Source organism: Pedobacter sp. AC212, from assembly GCF_979258625.1.
In genome coordinates, this window is the sequence record NZ_OZ409870.1 from 4,447,889 (window position 1) to 4,466,512 (window position 18,624).

Annotated in this window: 18 protein-coding genes; 15 read left to right on the forward strand and 3 right to left on the reverse strand. The window is 36.3% G+C overall.

From position 1 onward, the window contains the following. Positions 1 to 5 precede the first annotated feature (5 nt). Together ACZZZC_RS19090 and ACZZZC_RS19095 are read left to right on the forward strand one after the other, a co-directional pair. The gene (locus ACZZZC_RS19090) at positions 6 to 1,424 is read left to right on the forward strand and encodes a hypothetical protein (RefSeq protein ID WP_463487912.1); all 1,419 of its coding nucleotides are present in this window, start codon (positions 6 to 8) and stop codon (positions 1,422 to 1,424) included. Between the two features lie 124 nt (positions 1,425 to 1,548). After that, complete coding sequence (locus tag ACZZZC_RS19095; protein ID WP_463487913.1) at positions 1,549 to 2,145, forward strand: transposase; 597 nt, start codon at positions 1,549 to 1,551, stop codon at positions 2,143 to 2,145. A 54-nt stretch (positions 2,146 to 2,199) separates the two neighbouring features. Here the strand turns inward: ACZZZC_RS19095 and ACZZZC_RS19100 are convergent, their stop codons facing one another. Further along, positions 2,200 to 4,419, reverse strand: a complete 2,220-nt coding sequence (locus ACZZZC_RS19100) for an NADP-dependent isocitrate dehydrogenase (RefSeq protein WP_463487914.1) — start codon at positions 4,417 to 4,419, stop codon at positions 2,200 to 2,202. Positions 4,420 to 4,681: 262 nt separating this feature from the next. Between ACZZZC_RS19100 and ACZZZC_RS19105 the strand changes: the two genes are divergently transcribed. From ACZZZC_RS19105 to ACZZZC_RS19130, 6 genes are all read left to right on the forward strand, one after another. Beyond that, positions 4,682 to 5,254, forward strand: coding sequence for a hypothetical protein (locus tag ACZZZC_RS19105; RefSeq protein WP_463487915.1), 573 nt, complete (start codon positions 4,682 to 4,684; stop codon positions 5,252 to 5,254). A gap of 177 nt (positions 5,255 to 5,431) precedes the next feature. Continuing rightward, positions 5,432 to 6,637 (forward strand): ankyrin repeat domain-containing protein, encoded by a 1,206-nt coding sequence (locus tag ACZZZC_RS19110; RefSeq protein WP_463487916.1) that lies wholly within the window; start codon positions 5,432 to 5,434, stop codon positions 6,635 to 6,637. Then, positions 6,637 to 7,830, forward strand: coding sequence for an ankyrin repeat domain-containing protein (locus tag ACZZZC_RS19115; protein WP_463483597.1), 1,194 nt, complete (start codon positions 6,637 to 6,639; stop codon positions 7,828 to 7,830). Before ACZZZC_RS19110 ends, ACZZZC_RS19115 begins: the two co-directional genes overlap by 1 nt. A gap of 18 nt (positions 7,831 to 7,848) precedes the next feature. Beyond that, the gene (locus ACZZZC_RS19120; protein WP_463483598.1) at positions 7,849 to 9,189 is read left to right on the forward strand and encodes an ankyrin repeat domain-containing protein; all 1,341 of its coding nucleotides are present in this window, start codon (positions 7,849 to 7,851) and stop codon (positions 9,187 to 9,189) included. Positions 9,190 to 9,366: 177 nt separating this feature from the next. Next, on the forward strand, positions 9,367 to 10,686 hold the full coding sequence (locus ACZZZC_RS19125; RefSeq protein WP_463483599.1) for a PQQ-dependent sugar dehydrogenase: 1,320 nt from the start codon (positions 9,367 to 9,369) through the stop codon (positions 10,684 to 10,686). Positions 10,687 to 10,772: 86 nt separating this feature from the next. Continuing rightward, positions 10,773 to 12,821 carry a TonB-dependent receptor gene (locus ACZZZC_RS19130; RefSeq protein ID WP_463483600.1) on the forward strand — a complete coding sequence of 683 codons (2,049 nt, stop codon included), beginning with the start codon at positions 10,773 to 10,775 and terminating at the stop codon, positions 12,819 to 12,821. A 58-nt stretch (positions 12,822 to 12,879) separates the two neighbouring features. On the opposite strand, the gene ACZZZC_RS19135 is transcribed toward ACZZZC_RS19130, so the two are convergent. Beyond that, positions 12,880 to 13,224 carry a single-stranded DNA-binding protein gene (locus tag ACZZZC_RS19135; protein WP_463483601.1) on the reverse strand — a complete coding sequence of 115 codons (345 nt, stop codon included), beginning with the start codon at positions 13,222 to 13,224 and terminating at the stop codon, positions 12,880 to 12,882. A gap of 237 nt (positions 13,225 to 13,461) precedes the next feature. On the opposite strand from ACZZZC_RS19135, the gene ACZZZC_RS19140 reads away from it, so the two are divergent. The 3 genes from ACZZZC_RS19140 to ACZZZC_RS19150 all read left to right on the forward strand — a co-directional run bounded on the left by ACZZZC_RS19140 (position 13,462) and on the right by ACZZZC_RS19150 (position 15,631). Next, on the forward strand, positions 13,462 to 13,827 hold the full coding sequence (locus tag ACZZZC_RS19140) for a hypothetical protein (RefSeq protein ID WP_463483602.1): 366 nt from the start codon (positions 13,462 to 13,464) through the stop codon (positions 13,825 to 13,827). A gap of 35 nt (positions 13,828 to 13,862) precedes the next feature. Then, positions 13,863 to 14,300, forward strand: a complete 438-nt coding sequence (locus ACZZZC_RS19145) for a VOC family protein (RefSeq protein ID WP_463483603.1) — start codon at positions 13,863 to 13,865, stop codon at positions 14,298 to 14,300. A 62-nt stretch (positions 14,301 to 14,362) separates the two neighbouring features. Then, entirely contained in the window at positions 14,363 to 15,631 is a 1,269-nt protein-coding gene (locus tag ACZZZC_RS19150; protein WP_463483604.1) for a tetratricopeptide repeat protein, read from the forward strand. A 192-nt stretch (positions 15,632 to 15,823) separates the two neighbouring features. Here ACZZZC_RS19150 and ACZZZC_RS19155 read toward each other — a convergent pair whose 3' ends face one another. Beyond that, entirely contained in the window at positions 15,824 to 16,123 is a 300-nt protein-coding gene (locus tag ACZZZC_RS19155; protein WP_463483605.1) for a hypothetical protein, read from the reverse strand. A 42-nt stretch (positions 16,124 to 16,165) separates the two neighbouring features. Between ACZZZC_RS19155 and ACZZZC_RS19160 the strand changes: the two genes are divergently transcribed. The 4 genes from ACZZZC_RS19160 (at position 16,166) to ACZZZC_RS19175 (ending at position 18,611) form a co-directional block, all read left to right on the forward strand. Further along, a complete protein-coding gene (locus ACZZZC_RS19160; RefSeq protein ID WP_463483606.1) occupies positions 16,166 to 16,657 on the forward strand; it encodes a hypothetical protein in 492 nt (163 codons plus the stop codon). A gap of 19 nt (positions 16,658 to 16,676) precedes the next feature. Further along, positions 16,677 to 17,333 (forward strand): hypothetical protein, encoded by a 657-nt coding sequence (locus ACZZZC_RS19165; RefSeq protein ID WP_463483607.1) that lies wholly within the window; start codon positions 16,677 to 16,679, stop codon positions 17,331 to 17,333. Positions 17,334 to 17,457: 124 nt separating this feature from the next. Beyond that, positions 17,458 to 18,069, forward strand: a complete 612-nt coding sequence (locus ACZZZC_RS19170; protein WP_463483608.1) for a hypothetical protein — start codon at positions 17,458 to 17,460, stop codon at positions 18,067 to 18,069. Between the two features lie 2 nt (positions 18,070 to 18,071). Next, positions 18,072 to 18,611: an STM3941 family protein gene (locus tag ACZZZC_RS19175; protein WP_463483609.1), complete on the forward strand. Its 540-nt coding sequence runs from the start codon at positions 18,072 to 18,074 to the stop codon at positions 18,609 to 18,611. Positions 18,612 to 18,624: the final 13 nt, after the last annotated feature.

The window sequence follows — 18,624 nt, forward strand, 5'->3', positions numbered from 1 at the left end:
ATAACATGAAAACTAATTTACTAAAAACCGCACTATTCGGATCAGTATTAGCCATCAGTGCCTTAGCTGGTTGTAAAAAAGATGGTGGAGATTCACCAGAAACTGGTGTTTCGGGACCAGATATTTGGGATAGAAAATTTATAACATTGACTGCTGCTTTTCCAGATGCTGAAGGCACCGCTGGAAATGGTGGTACAAGAGCTTTTGCTATTACGCTTGCACAAGCTGTTGACCCTAACTTCGAAGTAAATGTATTTGCCAATGGATACGGTTTAAGGTCTCAGCGTACTGCCCGTGTACAAAGTTCTCCAAACGGAAACTTTTTATATAACATCCAGTATACAGGTACAGATGGTGGTATCTTCAATAAATATAAAGTAGAAGGCGACAAAAACTTTATAGATACTCGTGAAGAGGTAAACACTGAGCCAATTCTTGGTTCGTCTCCTCGTTGGGTAGTGGCTGGCGACGGCATTGGCATAGGTGTATTTGCATCATCTGTGATTACTGGCGCTCCGGCTACTGGCGCAGGAGCTGATTTTGTTGATGTAAAAAGTACAGCTAAAATTGCAGTGCTGAACTTAAATGATCCGCAAATTACCCGTCAAACAGAGTTTATTATACCTTTTACTGCTGAGCAAACCAAAGCAGGTTATCAAATTGGCCGTATCGATGTACCGGTTTTAAATGCTGCAAAAACCAAAATTTTTATTGGCTGTAATGTGTCTAGAACAGATGTAATTAAGAAATCTGGTGTAAATACTGCTGGTACTGCGCAAACCTGGTCTACAGGGGTAAGAGAATTGGGTACAGCAACCTTAGTTGTTGATTACCCATCGTTAACCAACCCAAAATTGATCTTTGTAGATCCTAATATCAGTAAAGTAAACAACCACTCTTATCGCACCATGACGCAATATGTGGGTACCGATGGAAACGTTTATCAGGCTACAGCAACCTCTGGCGCTCAGATTTTGCGTATCAATGCTTCTAGTAATGAATATGACAACACTTATAATTTCAATTTAAAAACTGCTTTAGGTACTGCCAATAATGTTGCTATTAGTGCTTGGAAATATATTAAAGATGGTGTCGGTATCGTACTATTTACTGAAACAGGCGTTCAGGGTGGATACTTGGCGTTGATCGATTTAAATGCTAAAACTGCTACCAGATTAACTACAGAAAAACAAACCGATGGTGGTTACTCAGGTTTAACTGCTGCTCAAAATGGCGGAACCGCATTAACTGGCACATTCGGTCAGTTTCAAAATATTGGCCTTGCAGGCGATAATGTTTATATTCCAATGACGCCAAACGGTGTTGATGGAAATTTATATGTAATCAATTACAAAACCAAAACAGTTACTAAAGGCGCCAAATTAAAGAATCAATCTGGCAGCTTTTATCTAGGTGCTTACTAGAGAAAAAAAACATTTTTATCAGGGCAATCACTATGGTTGCCCTTTTTTGTTATTTAAATCCTCGCACATTTTCAAATTAAAGTGCCTGATTTTATTTATATTCATAGGATGAATTAACACTCCGATGAATGAACAGTACCTGAATAAATACAGAATTCCTTCTGCAAGATTGCAGACTTGGGATTATGCCAATGATGGCGCCTATTTTATTACGATTTGTACAATGGACCGACGTCATTTCTTTGGCAAGGTGAAGAATGGCGAAATGATACTAACAAATGCGGGTGTAATTGCCGATATTTTGCGGTATGAAATAAAACATCACAACATCAATATCGAACTGGGCGAATTTATCGTAATGCCTAATCATATTCATGGGATTTTGATTTTGGATGGGAATAATGCCGGGGATGATGTACAGACAAGGCATGCCTTGTCTCTAGTGCCACCACACAATCCCCATCCCACCGCCGATATCCCGAAATCTCCTGGACAATCACGCTTTCAAAACCAGGGCAAAAATTCCATATCTTCTATCGTTGGAGGTTATAAATCTGCTGTAACCAAACATTGCAACAGATTGGGCATTGAATTTGGATGGCAAACCCGCTTTTACGACAATATCATCCGGGATAACCGGGCTTTCGAAGCCATTTCTAATTACATTCTAAACAATGCAACTAAATGGGAAATCGATAAATTCCACAGCAAAAAATCATAAAAAAAATCCCCAGCTGAAAAAGATGCAGCTGGGGATTATACTTAAAAGCTTATTTTATAACGATGCTAATGCAGTATTTAATGTCGCACTTGGACGCATTGCTTTACTAGCCAAATCATCATTTGGATGATAATAGCCACCAATTTCCTGCGCTTTACCTTGAGAGCCGATTAACTCTTCTGTAATTTTCGTTTCGTTCTCAGTTAATGCTTTTGCCAAAGGCGCAAATCTTGCCTGCAACTCGGCATCCTTCGTTTGTGCAGCTAATGCCTCTGCCCAATACAAGGCCAAATAAAAGTGAGAGCCACGGTTATCAATTGTTCCCAATTTTCTGCCTGGAGATTTATCTGTAGCTAAGAACTTCGCATTTGCTTCATCCAGAGCATCAGCTAAAACCTGTGCTTTGCTATTATTTTGTGTTTGCGATAAATGCTCTAATGAAGCTTGTAAGGCCAAAAACTCACCTAAAGAATCCCAACGGAGGTAACCCTCGTGGATAAACTGCTCGATATGTTTCGGAGCAGAACCACCCGCACCAGTTTCAAACAAACCACCACCATTCATTAAAGGAACGATAGATAACATTTTTGCAGAAGTTCCTAATTCCAAAATTGGGAATAGATCTGTTAAATAATCTCTTAAAACATTACCAGTAACCGAGATAGTATCTTCGCCTTTACGAATACGCTGTAAAGTAAACTTCGTAGCCTCAATTGGCGCAAGGATGCGAATATCCAAACCTTCGGTATCGTGATCTTTTAAATATTTATTCACTTTAGCAATGATTTCTCTATCATGCGCCCTGTTTTCGTCTAACCAGAAAACAGCAGGGGTTTCAGATAAACGAGCTCTGTTAACCGCTAATTTCACCCAATCCTGAATGGGTGCATCTTTAGTTTGGCACATGCGGAAAATATCTCCGGTTGAAACTTTTTGATCAAAGAAAACTTTTCCATCAGCATCAGTAACGCGAATTGTTCCATTAGCAGTAGCCTGGAAAGTTTTATCGTGAGATCCATATTCCTCTGCCTTTTGGGCCATTAAACCCACATTTGGTACCGAACCCATTGTGGTAACATCAAAAGCACCGTTTGCTTTACAATCATCAATTGTTGCAGTATAAACACCAGCGTACGAGCGATCTGGAATTAGCGCAATCGTATCTTCCGGTTTACCTTCTTTATTCCACATTTGTCCAGAAGTACGAATCATTGCAGGCATAGAAGCATCAACAATCACATCACTTGGCACATGTAAGTTTGTAATTCCTTTATCAGAATTTACCATGGCCAAAGCCGGTCCATTTTCAATTGCCGCAGCTAAAGCAGCCTCAACTTCCGCTTGTTGCGGATTGCCTGCAATTTTTGCATAAACATCGCCCAAACCATTGCGGGTATCAACATTCAATGCTTTAAAAAGATCAGCATATTTAGTGAATACATCAGCAAAATAAACTTCAACAATGGCACCGAAAATAATCGGATCAGAAACCTTCATCATTGTAGCTTTTAAGTGTGCAGATAATAACACACCCGCATCTTTTGCTTCTTTAATTTCTTTGGTAACAAAAGCTTTTAGGGATGATAAACTCAAAGCTGATGAGTCGATCACCTCCCCTGCTTTTAATGGAGATAGCCCTTTTAATTCAGTTACCGCACCGTCTTCGGCCACGAATTCAATTTTAAACTGAGCAGCTTCTGCAACTGTGGTCGATTTTTCCGATCCGTAGAAATCGCCTTCAGTCATACTTACTACTTTAGTTTTCGAATCTGCAGACCACTTACCCATTGAATGAGGATTTTGTTTTGCATAATTCTTAACTGCCTTTGGTGCCCTGCGATCAGAATTTCCTTCACGTAAAACGGGATTAACCGCAGAACCTAAAACCTTTGAATATTTCGCTTTGATGGCTTTTTCTTCTTCAGTTTGTGCGTTATCGGGATAGTTCGGCAGAGCATAACCTTGTGATTGCAGTTCAGTAATGGCATCTACCAATTGCGGAATTGATGCAGATATATTAGGTAATTTGATGATGTTCGCCTCCGGGGTTGTTGCCAATCCACCAAGTTCAGCTAATGCATCTCCAATTTTTTGATCGTCGTTTAAATACTCAGGAAAGTTCGCCAAAATTCTTCCTGCTAAAGAAATATCTCTGGTTTCTACATCAATACCTGCTGATGCGGTAAAAGCTTGTACAATAGGTAAAAGTGAATAAGTAGCCAACATTGGCGCCTCGTCGGTTTTGGTGTAGATAATTTTTGATGTATTTGACATGTTTAAATTGATTTTGCTTTAATAAGTTAAATATTATCTCGATTAAGATTGTAAACCGAGTTTTTTTAAATCGCCTAAAGATAAAATAATCGAATGAATTAAGGAACATTGTAATGTTATTTATAGCATCGATAAGAATGTGGAAACTATTTTTTCTAAAATGATCTAGTTAATGATTTTAGTTTTTTAACTTTCAATTTATCTACTGCAAAATGTTGCTTATTAACAACGGTTAAACCTCCTTGAACTTAATCTAAAATTGATGAAAACGAGATCTAAAACTTCCTTATTTTATCTTTTACTCCTGGTAATTTCATGCAAAGCAGAACTGGACAAAGGAAAATTGCTGCCTAACAAAGATGCTAAAAGTGTTTACGAAACGCTCTATGCCAAAAACAACTATGACGGACAAAGGATAGCTATAGAAGGATTTATAAGCATTCAAAACTGGAGACAAAGAGGCGACGAAATTTACTGTGAATTGGTTGATGAAAAGGGCGAGCATCTTCTTTTCATCAATGTAAAAAATGATAAGAAAAATTCAATCAACCTTGGCAAAACAGGTGATTCAGAAAAGAAAAATAATCTGCACTATGAAGATTATGATGAAAAAAAATCGTTCTCTATCGGTAATGATGGAAAGCATATTCCTTTAGCAAACAAAATCATACTATCCTTCGATATTGTTTATTCTAAATACAAAGAGACTGGTAAATATGTTGTAGTAGAGGTGCCTGAAAAAACCAATGGCTTACCTTTTGAAAAATACATTAAAAAAGGAGACAAACAATTTCTATTTCAAACAGAGAACATCAGAATTGATGAGTCAAAATAAAATTTCTACATTTACTTCAGTACTTCCCTCCAAAAAATCAGCCCTAAATATTTTTATTATTTTACCCTAAATAACTGGTGTTAAATGAATATTCGTTGGTTGATAATGAACATCTCCAACTCATTTACGTTATTATTTAGAAAACATGTATTCAAAAACTTGGCTATTATAACTAATATGAGTGAGCAGACTTTAGAACAACTTTTTAATTCAGCAAATTTCACAGATGCATATGCTAAACTTTTAGCTGGTGAAAAACTTCCGAAAACGCTACAACCCCATCAGAAATCGCAAATATTTGATAATCTCTTCCGCGGCGAGCAATACGACATAATTTTGCATTTAATTAAGGATAAAACTATCGAAACAGATGTTTATGAGTTCGAAAATTTTGATGGAAGCATTTTTCAAACAGTAATCAGGTATTTAAAAGTAGACGGAAAAGGCTTGGAGTTTTTCAAGAATTTCATTTCAAAGTTCGACAACCTGAATGATGAAGTTTCAGCACAAACGTTATTGGGTTTTTTCTTTGAAAAATTGGTGCCTGTTGAGCTAATTCAAATTTTAATTGATGCTGGTTGCGACGTGAATTTCAAAACCAATGCAGAAGAAAGCTACATCCACCAGGTGGTAAAAAACAACCAAAAAAGATTTGATTTAAACGAAGAGCAATTACATGACCTCCAAATAAGTTATATCAATTTATTAATAAAGGAAGGCTTAGAAGTCGATGCACAAAATATAGTGGAAAAAACCCCTTTAATAAATGCGGTTGAATCTAACAAAATACAATTTCTCTCATTCCTATTGGACAATGGAGCCAATCCAAACCATTTAGATAAAACAGGAAATTCGGCTTTCTTTTATGCAGTAACACATTTGCAAAGTATAAAGATGTACGATATCATGCGAGAATTTACACTACCGAATTTTGAGGTGGTAAATAAAAATCAAGTTACCTTATTGTTTGAGTATGTGAGAATGATGTACAATTCGGATACTGAATGTACATTTTTGATTAAATTGTTGGAAGATGGTGCAGATCTTTACCAGCCCTCCGTTTATTACAGTACTGAAACCACACCACTGGATTTAATTGCTGAAAAGCCTGCGGCAATTTTAGAAGCCGTTTTAGAAACCGGCAAAGTGGATGTGAATAGAAATGATAATAAAGGGAACAGTTTACTGCATAAAGTTTGTGCGCAAAACGTTAATTATGAACCTGAAAAAGCCAAAGAAATTTATCGAAAAGTAAAGCTATTAATTGAAAACGATGCTGCTATCACGGCAACAAATGACGAGGATAAAACTGCGTTGATGTTGGCTTCTGATGATAATTTAAAAATAAAAACAGTAGAATTGTTAATGAAAAACGCTCAATAATGTTAGAAGAATCGATACGAAACAGAGATTTTGCCAACACAATTACAGCACTTGCGAACGGTGAAAAATTGCCAGCTGATCTAAATATTCAGGTGAAAGCAATGCTGATTGAAATCTTGATTCAAAACAAGCAATTCGAAATCTTGGAATTGTTTGTACAACAAAAAATTATCGAAACCGATATTTATGAATACGACAGTTTCCAATATAGCTTCTTCGATGTTTTGTTCAATTACAGGGATATCGATGATGAAATAAATGTATTTTTTGACACGTTTATTAGTCATTTCACGAATATAAACGATGAGATAAAAGGTGAAACTTTACTAAGCTTCGCATTTCTTCGCGGTGCTACTTTAAGCTGTATCCAAAGCTTAGTTAATTATGGTTGCGACATTAATTTCATGAATCACGAGGATGAAAACATCATTCATCAATTGGTGAAAGCGAATGTACCACATGGGCTTGGCGGCGATGAATATATTCAACGAATGCATCACTATATCAATCCATTGGCTCAAATGGGATTAAATGTAGATGCGCCAAACATTAAAAACGAAACTGCATTAATTTCTGCGCTCAGGTTTCGAAAGCCATTTTTTATCGATGTACTTTTAGCCAATGGCGCCGATCCAAACCATGTTGATGATGATGGAAACAATGCATTTTACTATGCCATTGTCTGGAATCATGACCTTAATGCTTACTTGAAACTTAGCGAATATGCATCGCCCAATTTAAATGAGATAAACGGTGTGGGCCAAACCGCTTTGTTCAATTACATCACAGAAATTAATTTCGATAGTTTGGAAACCAACCAGGCCATCATTAAGCAGTTGATCAATGATGGTGCAGATTTACAAAAAGCATGTAATCGTTATGGAGAGCAAAAAACAGCTTTAGATATGGCTGCAGGGAAATCTGCAGAAATTATTCAAGCGATTTTAGACACAGGCATTGTTGATATCAATGCGCAAGATGAAAAAGGCAATACTTTATTGCATAAAGTTTGCGCATATAACGTAAATGACGATCATGATAAAGCTAAAGATACTTATCGTAAGGTGAAACTTTTGCTTGAAAATGGTGCCGATGCCAATATTACCAACGATGAAGATCAAACGCCAATGATGCTTGCATCAAATGATAATTACAAAATAAAAACAGTAGAACTTTTAATGAAACAAGCTTAATAGAAAAGAATTATGTCGATGTCATTTATAATTGCCTGCGAAAGCGGTAAACGAAAAATTGCCGAGCTTTTATTGGCCAACAAAGAAGTTGAAGTAGGTTATACCGATGAAAAGGGCAGAACTGCGCTGCACTATGCTGCTCACCGCGGCTATTTGGATTTAGTGCAGATCTTGATCAATGAGGGAGCTGATTTGGACTACGCAGATCACGCAGGTGAAACACCATTTTACTTCGCTTGCTTACAAAAGCAGAAACAAACGGCGCTGTATCTTTTAGATCAAGGCGCAAAAATCGACATTAACGATTATAAAGGAAACAGTCTGCTACACATTACCGCTCAAAACGGACAAATAGAGGTTTTGGAAAAACTATTGGAAAAAGGTTTGGAGGTTGATAAAGAAAACAACGAAGCGCAAACTGCCTTACTTATTGCTGCCAGTTGGCGAAATAAAGAAGTGGTACAAATGCTTTTAAACCATGGTGCCAATATCAACACCACAGATAAAGAAGGAGACTCACCTTTACTTTTTGCAGTAAAATCGAAAAATACGCCAATGGTAGAATTGATTTTGGAGAATGGTGGCAACATCAATCAAGTAAATCATCAGGGCGAATCTGCTTTATTAATTGCCTGTTACGATTCGAACAGAATGCTAACTAAAATTTTGGTCGATAAAGGTGCTGATGTTTTTGTGTCTTCAAAAAATGGCCTCTCTCCTATTTGGTACGCCTGTGCCAATAATCAGAAGGAAATTGTTGAGCTCTTTTTAAATAATGGTGTAAATGTAAATTATGCAAAGCCATTAACCAACAATGATGATTCGATGTATTCTTACCTCGAATGGGTAGAAACCGCTAACAATATTTCCATCTCGGCGAGTTTTTCTTTCAATAGTTCTTATGAATATGGTGGCGAAAGTATGTTACATGTTGCCGCTAAAAGTGGCCATTTAAATATGTTGAAATTGCTTTTAGAGAAGGGTGCCGATGTAAATATTCAAGATGAAAGCGGCAACACTGCTTTGCACTATGCATCTGCAAATGGAAAGAAAGATGTGGTAAAGTTTCTTCTGGAAAAAGCTGCCGATCCTACTATTGTAAATGTTAAGGAGCAAAAAGCGATTGATTATTCAAACATTAAAGGCTTTAATGAGATTACCGAATTATTATTAAAATTTGGACCATCAAACATTTCTCCGCAAGCCACTAAAACACCTGTACAAGAAACCGCTGAACCTGCCAAAAATGATATGGCAAGTAAAAAGCAAGCCTTGCTTGATTTGAAGGAATTGTTGGATGCTGGAATTTTATCGCAAGAAGAATTTGATGGTGAAAAGGCAAAGATTTTAAAGGGATAGTGATATTTGCTTTAGAGTTTGCAATAGTTAAAATCTTCAATAAAACATACAGTACAGTTGCCTCGATAAGTAAATAGCTTATCGAGGCAATACACTAAACCAGCACCGCCAAAACATCTGCTTTAATTTTCTGTTATATTTTTCGTGAAACACATCCCTTTCTCAAAAATACAGATTATGAAAAAACAGATTCTCTACACTACTTTATTTTCAGCCACAGTATTATTCGGCTGCCAATCTAACAAAACATCAGAAAAGCAGGGCGACTCCACCACGGTAAGCACAGAAAATCAACAGGTGAATTTACCAGCTCCAGATACAACAGCGGCTAAAAATAAATTTAGCAAAGTGATAGGTTGGCCAGAGAATAAAATGCCGACAGCACCCGAAGGATTTGTGGTAAGCAAATTCGCATCAAATATTAAAAGTCCGCGGAACACTTACATTGCTCCTAATGGTGATGTATTAATTGTGTTGAGCAACTCCGAACGCAGCACAAAAGAAAAAGTGGCAAATGCGGTTACTGGAAAAGCAAAATCTGAAGTCACTGGCGAAAGTGCCAATACCATTCTATTGTATCGCGATGCGGATAAAGACGGTGTTGCAGAATTGAAAACCACCTTCTTAACAGGTCTCAATCAACCTTACGGTGTAACCATCATTGGAAATTCATTCTATGTAGCCAATACCGATGGTCTTTTGCAATATCCATACAAAACTGGTGACACCAAAATTACGGGCACCGGTAAGAAAATTTTGAGCCTTCCAGCTGGCGGATATAATAACCACTGGACCAGAAATTTAATTGCCAATGCAGATAAAAGCAAAATCTATATTACTGTAGGTTCTGGTAGCAACGTTGGCGAAAACGGAATGGAAAATGAGGTAAAAAGAGCAAATATTTTAGAAATAAATCCTGATGGTACAGGGGAAAAAATTTACGCAAGTGGTTTACGTAACCCTGTTGGTGTAGATTGGGCACCTGGCACCAACATGTTATGGACTGCAGTTAATGAGCGTGATGGTTTGGGCGACGATTTGGTTCCTGATTATATTACCAGCGTAAAACCAGGTGGTTTTTACGGATGGCCTTATGCATACTTCGGTCAAAATGAAGACCCAAGGTTGAAAGGGCAAAAGCCAGAATTGGTGAAGAAAACAATCGTGCCAGATGTGGCAGTTGGTTCGCATACGGCTTCATTAGGATTGGCATTTTATAAGAGCACTAAATTTCCTTCTAAATACCAGGGAGGTGCATTTGTAGGTCAGCATGGTTCTTGGAACCGTTCGGCTTTAGCAGGCTACAAGGTAATTTTTGTTCCGTTTAAGGATGGTAAACCTATAGGCAAACCAGAAGATTTTTTAACAGGTTTTATCGCTGATGTAGATAAAGCAGAAGTTTATGGAAGACCAGTTGGCGTAACCCAAACACCAGATGGTGCAATTTTAGTTGCTGATGATGTGAGCGGTGTAGTTTGGAAGGTTGCAGCAAAGTAATTTAAGTATTGATCTTCACTTCGCAGATTAAAGTTCTACATTAGGGCTTTATCTGCGAATTGCTTTTTATTCCAAATCATCACGTATTGAAATCGTTTCTATTTTTAATTTTAGTAGTTTTTATCTTAAAAGTTGGTGCACAAAATATTCCAATTGATACCGCTAAAAAACTTGAAGAAGTTGTTGTAAAAGGCTACTACAATAAGCAGCCCTTGTTAAGATCAGTTTCAGCGGTAAATTTACTCGATAGCAACCAACTGAAAAACCAGCAACATTCTTCGCTGGTAAGTGCATTCAATTCCGTTACCGGTGTACGGATGGAAGAAAGATCGCCTGGCAGTTATCGCTTATCGCTACGCGGAAGTTTATTGCGATCACCTTTTGGGATCAGGAACATCAAAATTTATCTAGACGAAATTCCACTCACAGATGCAGGAGGAAATACCTATTTAAATTCAATTGATCCTTTGGCTTTGCAATCAGTTGAAATTTACAAAGGGCCTGAAGCTAATATCTTTGGCGCCAATACAGGCGGAGCAGTATTAATTTCTTCAACTGATGAAAATACAAATAAGGTTAACGCAACAGTTACTGCCGGGTCTTATGGATTATTTCATCAAACTGCTCAAGTTCAGCATCAATTTAAAAAATACAGTTTCAGTATTTTCCAGGGTTATCAACGGAGCGATGGATATCGAGAAAATAGCGACATGAGCCGGAAATACTTTCAAACGGCACATCAATTAGATTACAATAAGGGAAGCTTAAAACTTTTTGCATTTTACAGCGACTTAAATTACAATACTCCTGGCGGACTTACCTTTCAGCAGCTGGAGCAAAACCCCAGATCGGCAAGACCCGCAACAGCCACATTACCCGGAGCGATTGCCCAAAAAGCAGGTATATTCAATAAATCAACGCTAGCCGGCCTTACCAATAGCTATCAAATTGCACCAAAATTTAAACATGTCATTTCCCTTTTCACCTCATACACCGATTTCAAAAACCCATTTATAACCAACTATGAAAAACGTTATGAAAGTACATTAGGATTGAGAACTTTCGTTGAATATGCCGAATCGGAAAAAGATGTTAAATGGAATGCACAGCTTGGTGCTGAAACTGCTAAAACTAAAACACAAATTAAAAATTTTGACAATAGCGCAGGCGAGCCTTCCAATCTGCAAGCATTCGACCGGTTAAAAGCGAACCAGGATTTTGCCTTTGCCAGGATAAATTTTGACATTAAGAGAAAACTTTTGTTGGAGCTGGCTACAAGTATTAATTTCTTCAATTATAAATACGAAAGCGTTTTCCCAATTCCTATTGAAGTACAAAAACGCAAATTCCGTAACCAGGTAATGCCAAAAATTGCAGCCTCCTATTTATTAAGTAAGTCAGTTTCGTTAAGAGCATCCGTTAGCAAAGGTTATTCGCCACCTACTATTGCCGAAGTTCGGGCCTCAGACAACAACATAAATAATAACCTCCAAGCCGAGCTAGGCTGGAATTATGAAGCTGGTTTGCGCTTTAACAGTAAAAACAACCGCTTTTATGCGAATGCAAATATTTTTCAGTTCGAGTTACAAGATGCCATTGTAAGAAGATTGAATGCAAATGATACGGAATACTTTATTAACGCTGGAGGAACCAAACAGCAAGGCGTTGAATTGGAAACATCACTTTGGGTTTGGAAAAGCGATATTTCACTGGTTAGCGGCATTCAATTTAGAAGCAATTATACTTACAACCATTTCAGATTTAGGGATTTTCAGAATGGAAATTTAAATTTTTCTGGCAACAGATTGACCGGAGTGCCTGCGAATGTACTGGTGAGCAGTTTGCTGATGGAGTTCAAAAAGAGAATTTATCTTTTTGCTCAGCATAACTATACTTCCGCCATACCGCTTAACGATAGCAATGCTGCTTTTGCAGAGAAATATAACCTCGTAGAAATAAAAACTGGCATCAATAAATTAAAAATTGGAAAACTCGATTCAGATCTTTTTGTAGGAATTAATAACCTGTTTAACCAAAAATATAGTTTAGGAAATGATTTAAACGCAGTAGGTAACCGATTTTACAACCCAGCCGCTGGGATAAATTTCTATATCGGCACCGCTTTAAAACTCTAGTTGCAAATTAAAATTGAAATGCCGATTTGCTAAGCTCAGCATTTCAGTTTTCTTTATGCTAATTGGCTATTTCTATTTCTTGTACCACTAACTCACTTACTACTATATCGGTGGTAAATCTTTTTGAACCATCTTTTGCTTCATAACTTCCTGTTTGCAACCTACCTTCAACGGTAATCTTAGTTCCCTTTTTAATTTGGGCTAAAGCCAATTCTGCTTTAGCATTCCAGAAGGTAAGATTGAACCATTGCGTTTTTTTCACTTCCTCGCCTGAGGAATTTTTGAAATACTCATTAACAGCTAAGTTAACTTTTGCTAGTTTTTGATTTCCTGATAAATTTTTGAAGTCTGCATCTGCTCCTGCAAATCCGCTTAATACTACTTTGTTAATTGCACTTTCCATGATAATAAAATTTAAGTATTGATGTTTAACGAACAATAGTCACCACGACTACCGACAGAACAAAGGTGAGAAGGTGCTCAAAAGTTATTCGGTTTTTAAATAATTATAGTCGGTTATAAACGCTTAAAAACGGATAAATGTCAATAGAAATCAATCGAAATGGATTATTTATTTAGGTAAAATGTAATTAATTAGTATTTTTAAAACATCATCCCGTAATAAACTTAACAAATTATTATGGACCGCTCCTGTTTAGATTGTGGCAAACCTCTTGTAGGTAGGGCCGATAAAAAATTTTGCGACGATGCTTGCAGAAATAATTATAATAATCACACCAAAAGTGATGATACGATTGTAATTAAGAAGATTAACCTGATTTTAAAAAAAAATCGAACCATTTTAGCCTCACTCAATCCAAACGGCAAAGTAAAAACCATGAAAAAGAAACTGGCATCGGCTGGTTTTAATTTCGAATACCATACCCATACTTACCAAACCCAAACTGGCAATACTTATCATTTTTGTTATGAGTATGGCTTTTTATTTTTGAGCGAAGAGGAACTTCTGTTAGTAAAACGCGAAGAAAAGTTGTGGTTATCTTAAGCTCTTAATTTAATAATCCAATCAAATATTCAGATATGGCAACAGTAAATGTTTACCTCACTTTTGATGGCAATTGCGAAGATGCGTTCAATTTCTACCGCTCCGTTTTTGGGGGCGATTTTACATACATTGGCAAATTTAACGAGATGCCCCAACAAGAAGGACAACCCGCTAGGAACGAAGCGGATGGCAACAAAGTGATGCATGTTATGCTTCCAATAAGTAAAGAAACTTGTTTAATGGGTAGCGATACGGGTGGCGAATGGGCAGCGAGCTTTAAACAGGGCAACAATTATTCTATATCTATAAATGCAGAAAGCAAAGCGGAAGCCGATAAACTTTTTGAAGGACTATCTGCGGATGGACAAATAACCATGCTAATGAATCATACTTTTTGGGGTGCTTATTTTGGGATGTTTACTGATCAATTTGGCATTAATTGGATGGTGAATTTTGATGAGAACCCAATGTAACAAATAAGAAGGCTTTAATAACAACTGATAAATTCAAGTAGGTAACTCAAATAACCTATACTATGCATAAAAAATTAATCAAATTTTCTATTTTAATGGTTACCATATTAATCGCTAATATCAATATAATCTTAGCTCAGAATGGTACTACTAAACAAAATCCTCGAACATCAGATGCATTCTATAACCGAGGCAATAAATATTATGAGGATCAGAAATATGATCTGGCCATTGCCGATTACACCAAAGCAATAGCGCTTAATCCTAAATTTTTAGATGCTTATTTAAGCCGTGGTGTTTGTTACAAGAAAAAAGAGCAGTATACTGAGGCATTTGCAGACTATGCAAAAGTTATCCAATTGAACCCAAAAGAACCTGCCGTTTATAAAAATCAGGGTATCATTTACGAAATTCAAAAGAATTATGAATTGGCCGTTATAAATTATACAAAAGCTATTGAATTGGGCGGTAAACAATACCCAGAGTTATACGTTTTTCGGGGTAATATTTATTTTGATTTGGAAAAGCCTGACTTAGCACTTGCCGATTATCAAATGTCCATTAAGTTATTGCCCAAAGATGCCACTGGATATAATAATGTTGGTTATGTATACAGCACTAAGGAGAACTTTAGCCAGGCTATTACATACTATACAAAAGCAATAGAAATTGACCCAAAATATCTTTTGGCTTATACTGGTCGTGCCTATTGTTATGACGCCATCGGCAACACCAAATTAGCAGATCTAGATCGGAAAAAATATAGCGATTTGGGTGGCAAAATTTCGGCCACATCCGCAAACACAAAACGTTCTATTTATCCACAGGGAACTTTTGATGCAGCGCTTGCTCAATCAGCATTAAGCCGCGGTTTATCTAGAATTGAAGGTAGAGCTTGTTCAAAAATTGATAATCGAATATTTACAGCTGCAGGTACTAAAGTCATACTATTCCCTGTTACGCCGTATCTGCAAGAATGGTATGCACTAAGGGAAAAGAAAGAAGGTAAAAAAGCATCGGTTTATATGTCAAAAGAAGCGAATAAATACGCTATTGAGGCATTTACTGATGGGGATGGAAGATTTGCCTTCGAAGGATTAAAACCGGGAAAATATTTTATCCAGATGATCCATAATTTTAATCAACTAAAAACCAACCGAGTTTACACTGGGTCGAATAACAATGGCCAGGTAATAACAAATTATTATCAAGATCAGGATTATGTAGTTGAGCGAAGTGAGCGTGTAGAAAGATTTGTTGAGATTAAAAAAGATGGTGAAATTAAAAAAATAGGATTATCAAAAGGTTTAATTAAAGGATGTGATTGGTAATTACCGCCCCAATCTAATTTTTTGTATGCTCTTTCCAGTGATCTGTAGTAAAAGAATAATATTCGCCCTGCATAAGAATAAACAAGCTAATGAGCGTAATTAATTTATATATTTTTAATTCAGCTAAATCGGTATTGTAATCAGACCTTTTGAAAACACAAATGTAACTAACAAGTTAAGTACAAATGAATCTTAAATGTTTTGCATTTGGTTTAGTGGAAGAAAAACCAAACAGATCGAATTAAAAACTACCAACAATAAGGGTTTTGCTTCTGGCGGGTTCATTACTAAATTCAATGGCAATGCTTCGATTGAACTTTTGTGCAAAGTTGAAGATTTTTGCTTCCCAGCAGTCAGGCAGGGATTGCCCACCATCGCAAAGTCCTGAAAAGTTAGCGGTAATTGCGAACAAGCAAATACACGAAGCTCAGCTTGTATTTTTGCTTCGGGGCCAGGGATGATCGCCAATACCAATGTCTGCATGTTAGCCATCACTTTATAATCATCAATAAAAACGTAAAAAACCGAACAATAATGATAACAACCATAACCAAACTATTCTGCACTTTATCTTTAATATTCTTTGGCTTGAATGTATCTGGTCAAGACAAAGAGGATGTTAAAATCAGTAAAAATATGAAGGAAGCATTGGCAGAACGCTATAAGAACGACAGCCATTACGCTTATATTCAAAGAGAATATTACAAAAAAGAAGAGTGGAAAAAATCTTGGGTGGGCGTAAAATATTCAGAGTTAATTAAAAAATGGGGTGCTCCGTCTCGGTCTTTCCCCGATGGCGATGGTGGAACGGTTTCCGTTTATGAAAACATAAGCAGTTATATCGCTGGTATTTACGAACCTGGGTATATCAAGACAGCTACTAATGGATATGGACAAACGGTAGTGACAGGCAGTAAAAATACGATAGATAGTCGCCATCTTGTTACCAATACAGAAACCACAACCGTTTACGTTGGGAAAAACAATATCATCACAAAAATAGACTGGAGTTATAAAAGCAATTAACCTATTAAATAACGTAAAAATGCTTATAAAAATCTTATCAGTTATTGGCTTTGTAATAGTTGCTACCGCTGCACAATCACAAGAAAAATACTTTGAAATTGTTTTAACCAAAGACGCCTATGGTTTGATGATAAAACCACTTAACAACAAAAAGGAAGTGGTATTACCGTATACAGGGAAATCACAAAAACAACTAATGCTCGCCATCCATCAGTATTTAAAAGAAAGGCCTAGGTTAAAAATAGAAAGTGAAAATAGCGACTATTTATATTATCGAGACTTTGCAACAATTTGTACGATGGAAAAGTGTATGGCAGATTTGGTTGCCCTTACTTACGTTAATATTGTGCCTCAAAATGGGGAGGTAAAGGTAAATCTAGGCATCACATCAAAAATATACTCTAGTATTTTCAATGCCAAACTGAACATCAATCCAGATGATATTGTGGTATCTGAAAATGATGTTCCTTTTAACGAATATGTTTTTGTGCAGGCTTCGAACCAAAAAAAATCTTCTATATACCAAACTGTTAGAGAGCTAAAACTGGCTTATCCAGAAAGCATTTTTGATGCACAAGGGAAAATAGTAAATCCGATGAATAAAGCGACTATCGAAAATTTTTACAGTGGCTATGTGATAGATTTGAAAAATTACCTGGATAAAAATTTGAAGTAATGTTACAAAACTTAGCTAACTAAGAAATAACAGCGAACGGAAAGCTTGCATCAGACGGCATGAATTGAAAAATCAGAGACTTTTAAATTAAACCTTAAGCTGCAACTTTAAACACCAAACAAAAATGAAATATACAACTCTCTCTAAAACCCTCACAACACTAATGTTTACACTGCTAATATCTTTGGCAGGTTTTGGACAACAAAGTAAACCAATAAATTATTTGGGTACCAAAAACACAATAATGTTTGATAATGTGGCTTATCATTTGGCTTGGAGCGCTCACCCATCAGGCAACTATTATAAGCAAGAATATTTAAAACAAGATGACAAAATAGAGAAGTTTAAAAGATTAATTATAGTTGAGGCCTTAACAGGGATGACAAAAATTAATGATGTTGTTGCTGCAAAAGTTGCTGACCTAAAAAAAATGAAAGAAACCAATCCTATTGTGAATTATGAAATATTTGAAAAAAATGGTGAAGTGATTCTCGATTTTTTGGTCAGTACAAATACACCAGACGGGAAATATTTAAGCATAGTAGAAAGAAATGTTTATCGGTATAAATCAATTACAGAAAAGAATGGGCAAAACTGTGTTTTGCTTTTTGCTGTGAGTGATAGGGCTTATGGAAAAGACGCTAACAACTTTATTCTAAAACTTAAAGCACATAGAGTTGAATTAATAAATTTAGCAGGGAAATTTCAACTACCTGAAATAACAATAAATAAATAGATATGGATAAAATTGAAATACCCCTGAATAAAACAAAACTGATATTCAGTGTAGCATTTACATTTTTAGTTGTGTTAACGGGAATTTGGCTTTTTATTGAGGCCGAAGAAACAGCTAAAACTACCGTTTTCCTTTTGTTCCAAAACCCAATGTTAAATCGACTTGTTAGTGTATTAGTGGTTCTAGTGTTTGCCTGGCTTACCTTTTACGGAGCAAAAAAAATCTTTAACAATAAAATCGGCCTTATCATTGATGACAATGGAGTTACGGACAATTCTGGAATTTTAAGCATTGGGTTTATTAATTGGAATGAGATAACAGAAATAAAGACGGCAACCTACGAAAATTCAAAATTTCTGCTTGTTTTTGTTAAAGATCCAGCTATTGCTTTAAACAATGCAAAAGGAATAAAGAAAAAAATGATGGAAGGGAATATGAATAATTACGGAACACCGCTTTCGATAAGTCCGAATACTTTGAAATGCAATTTTGATGAGTTAGAAAAGTTATTACAAGAACGCTTGAAAGAAAAAACAAACTAAAAAAAATTGGCCA

Excerpts from the sequence above, each read along its gene's own strand:
- ACZZZC_RS19090 (WP_463487912.1), top strand. The coding sequence starts at position 6 with ATGAAAACTAATTTACTAAAAACCGCACTATTCGGATCAGTATTAGCC.
- ACZZZC_RS19095 (WP_463487913.1), top strand. The coding sequence starts at position 1,549 with ATGAATGAACAGTACCTGAATAAATACAGAATTCCTTCTGCAAGATTG.
- ACZZZC_RS19100 (WP_463487914.1), bottom strand. The coding sequence starts at position 4,419 with ATGTCAAATACATCAAAAATTATCTACACCAAAACCGACGAGGCGCCA.
- ACZZZC_RS19105 (WP_463487915.1), top strand. The coding sequence starts at position 4,682 with ATGAAAACGAGATCTAAAACTTCCTTATTTTATCTTTTACTCCTGGTA.
- ACZZZC_RS19110 (WP_463487916.1), top strand. The coding sequence starts at position 5,432 with ATGAGTGAGCAGACTTTAGAACAACTTTTTAATTCAGCAAATTTCACA.
- ACZZZC_RS19115 (WP_463483597.1), top strand. The coding sequence starts at position 6,637 with ATGTTAGAAGAATCGATACGAAACAGAGATTTTGCCAACACAATTACA.
- ACZZZC_RS19120 (WP_463483598.1), top strand. The coding sequence starts at position 7,849 with ATGTCATTTATAATTGCCTGCGAAAGCGGTAAACGAAAAATTGCCGAG.
- ACZZZC_RS19125 (WP_463483599.1), top strand. The coding sequence starts at position 9,367 with ATGAAAAAACAGATTCTCTACACTACTTTATTTTCAGCCACAGTATTA.
- ACZZZC_RS19135 (WP_463483601.1), bottom strand. The coding sequence starts at position 13,224 with ATGGAAAGTGCAATTAACAAAGTAGTATTAAGCGGATTTGCAGGAGCA.
- ACZZZC_RS19140 (WP_463483602.1), top strand. The coding sequence starts at position 13,462 with ATGGACCGCTCCTGTTTAGATTGTGGCAAACCTCTTGTAGGTAGGGCC.
- ACZZZC_RS19145 (WP_463483603.1), top strand. The coding sequence starts at position 13,863 with ATGGCAACAGTAAATGTTTACCTCACTTTTGATGGCAATTGCGAAGAT.
- ACZZZC_RS19150 (WP_463483604.1), top strand. The coding sequence starts at position 14,363 with ATGCATAAAAAATTAATCAAATTTTCTATTTTAATGGTTACCATATTA.
- ACZZZC_RS19155 (WP_463483605.1), bottom strand. The coding sequence starts at position 16,123 with ATGGCTAACATGCAGACATTGGTATTGGCGATCATCCCTGGCCCCGAA.
- ACZZZC_RS19160 (WP_463483606.1), top strand. The coding sequence starts at position 16,166 with ATGATAACAACCATAACCAAACTATTCTGCACTTTATCTTTAATATTC.
- ACZZZC_RS19165 (WP_463483607.1), top strand. The coding sequence starts at position 16,677 with ATGCTTATAAAAATCTTATCAGTTATTGGCTTTGTAATAGTTGCTACC.
- ACZZZC_RS19170 (WP_463483608.1), top strand. The coding sequence starts at position 17,458 with ATGAAATATACAACTCTCTCTAAAACCCTCACAACACTAATGTTTACA.
- ACZZZC_RS19175 (WP_463483609.1), top strand. The coding sequence starts at position 18,072 with ATGGATAAAATTGAAATACCCCTGAATAAAACAAAACTGATATTCAGT.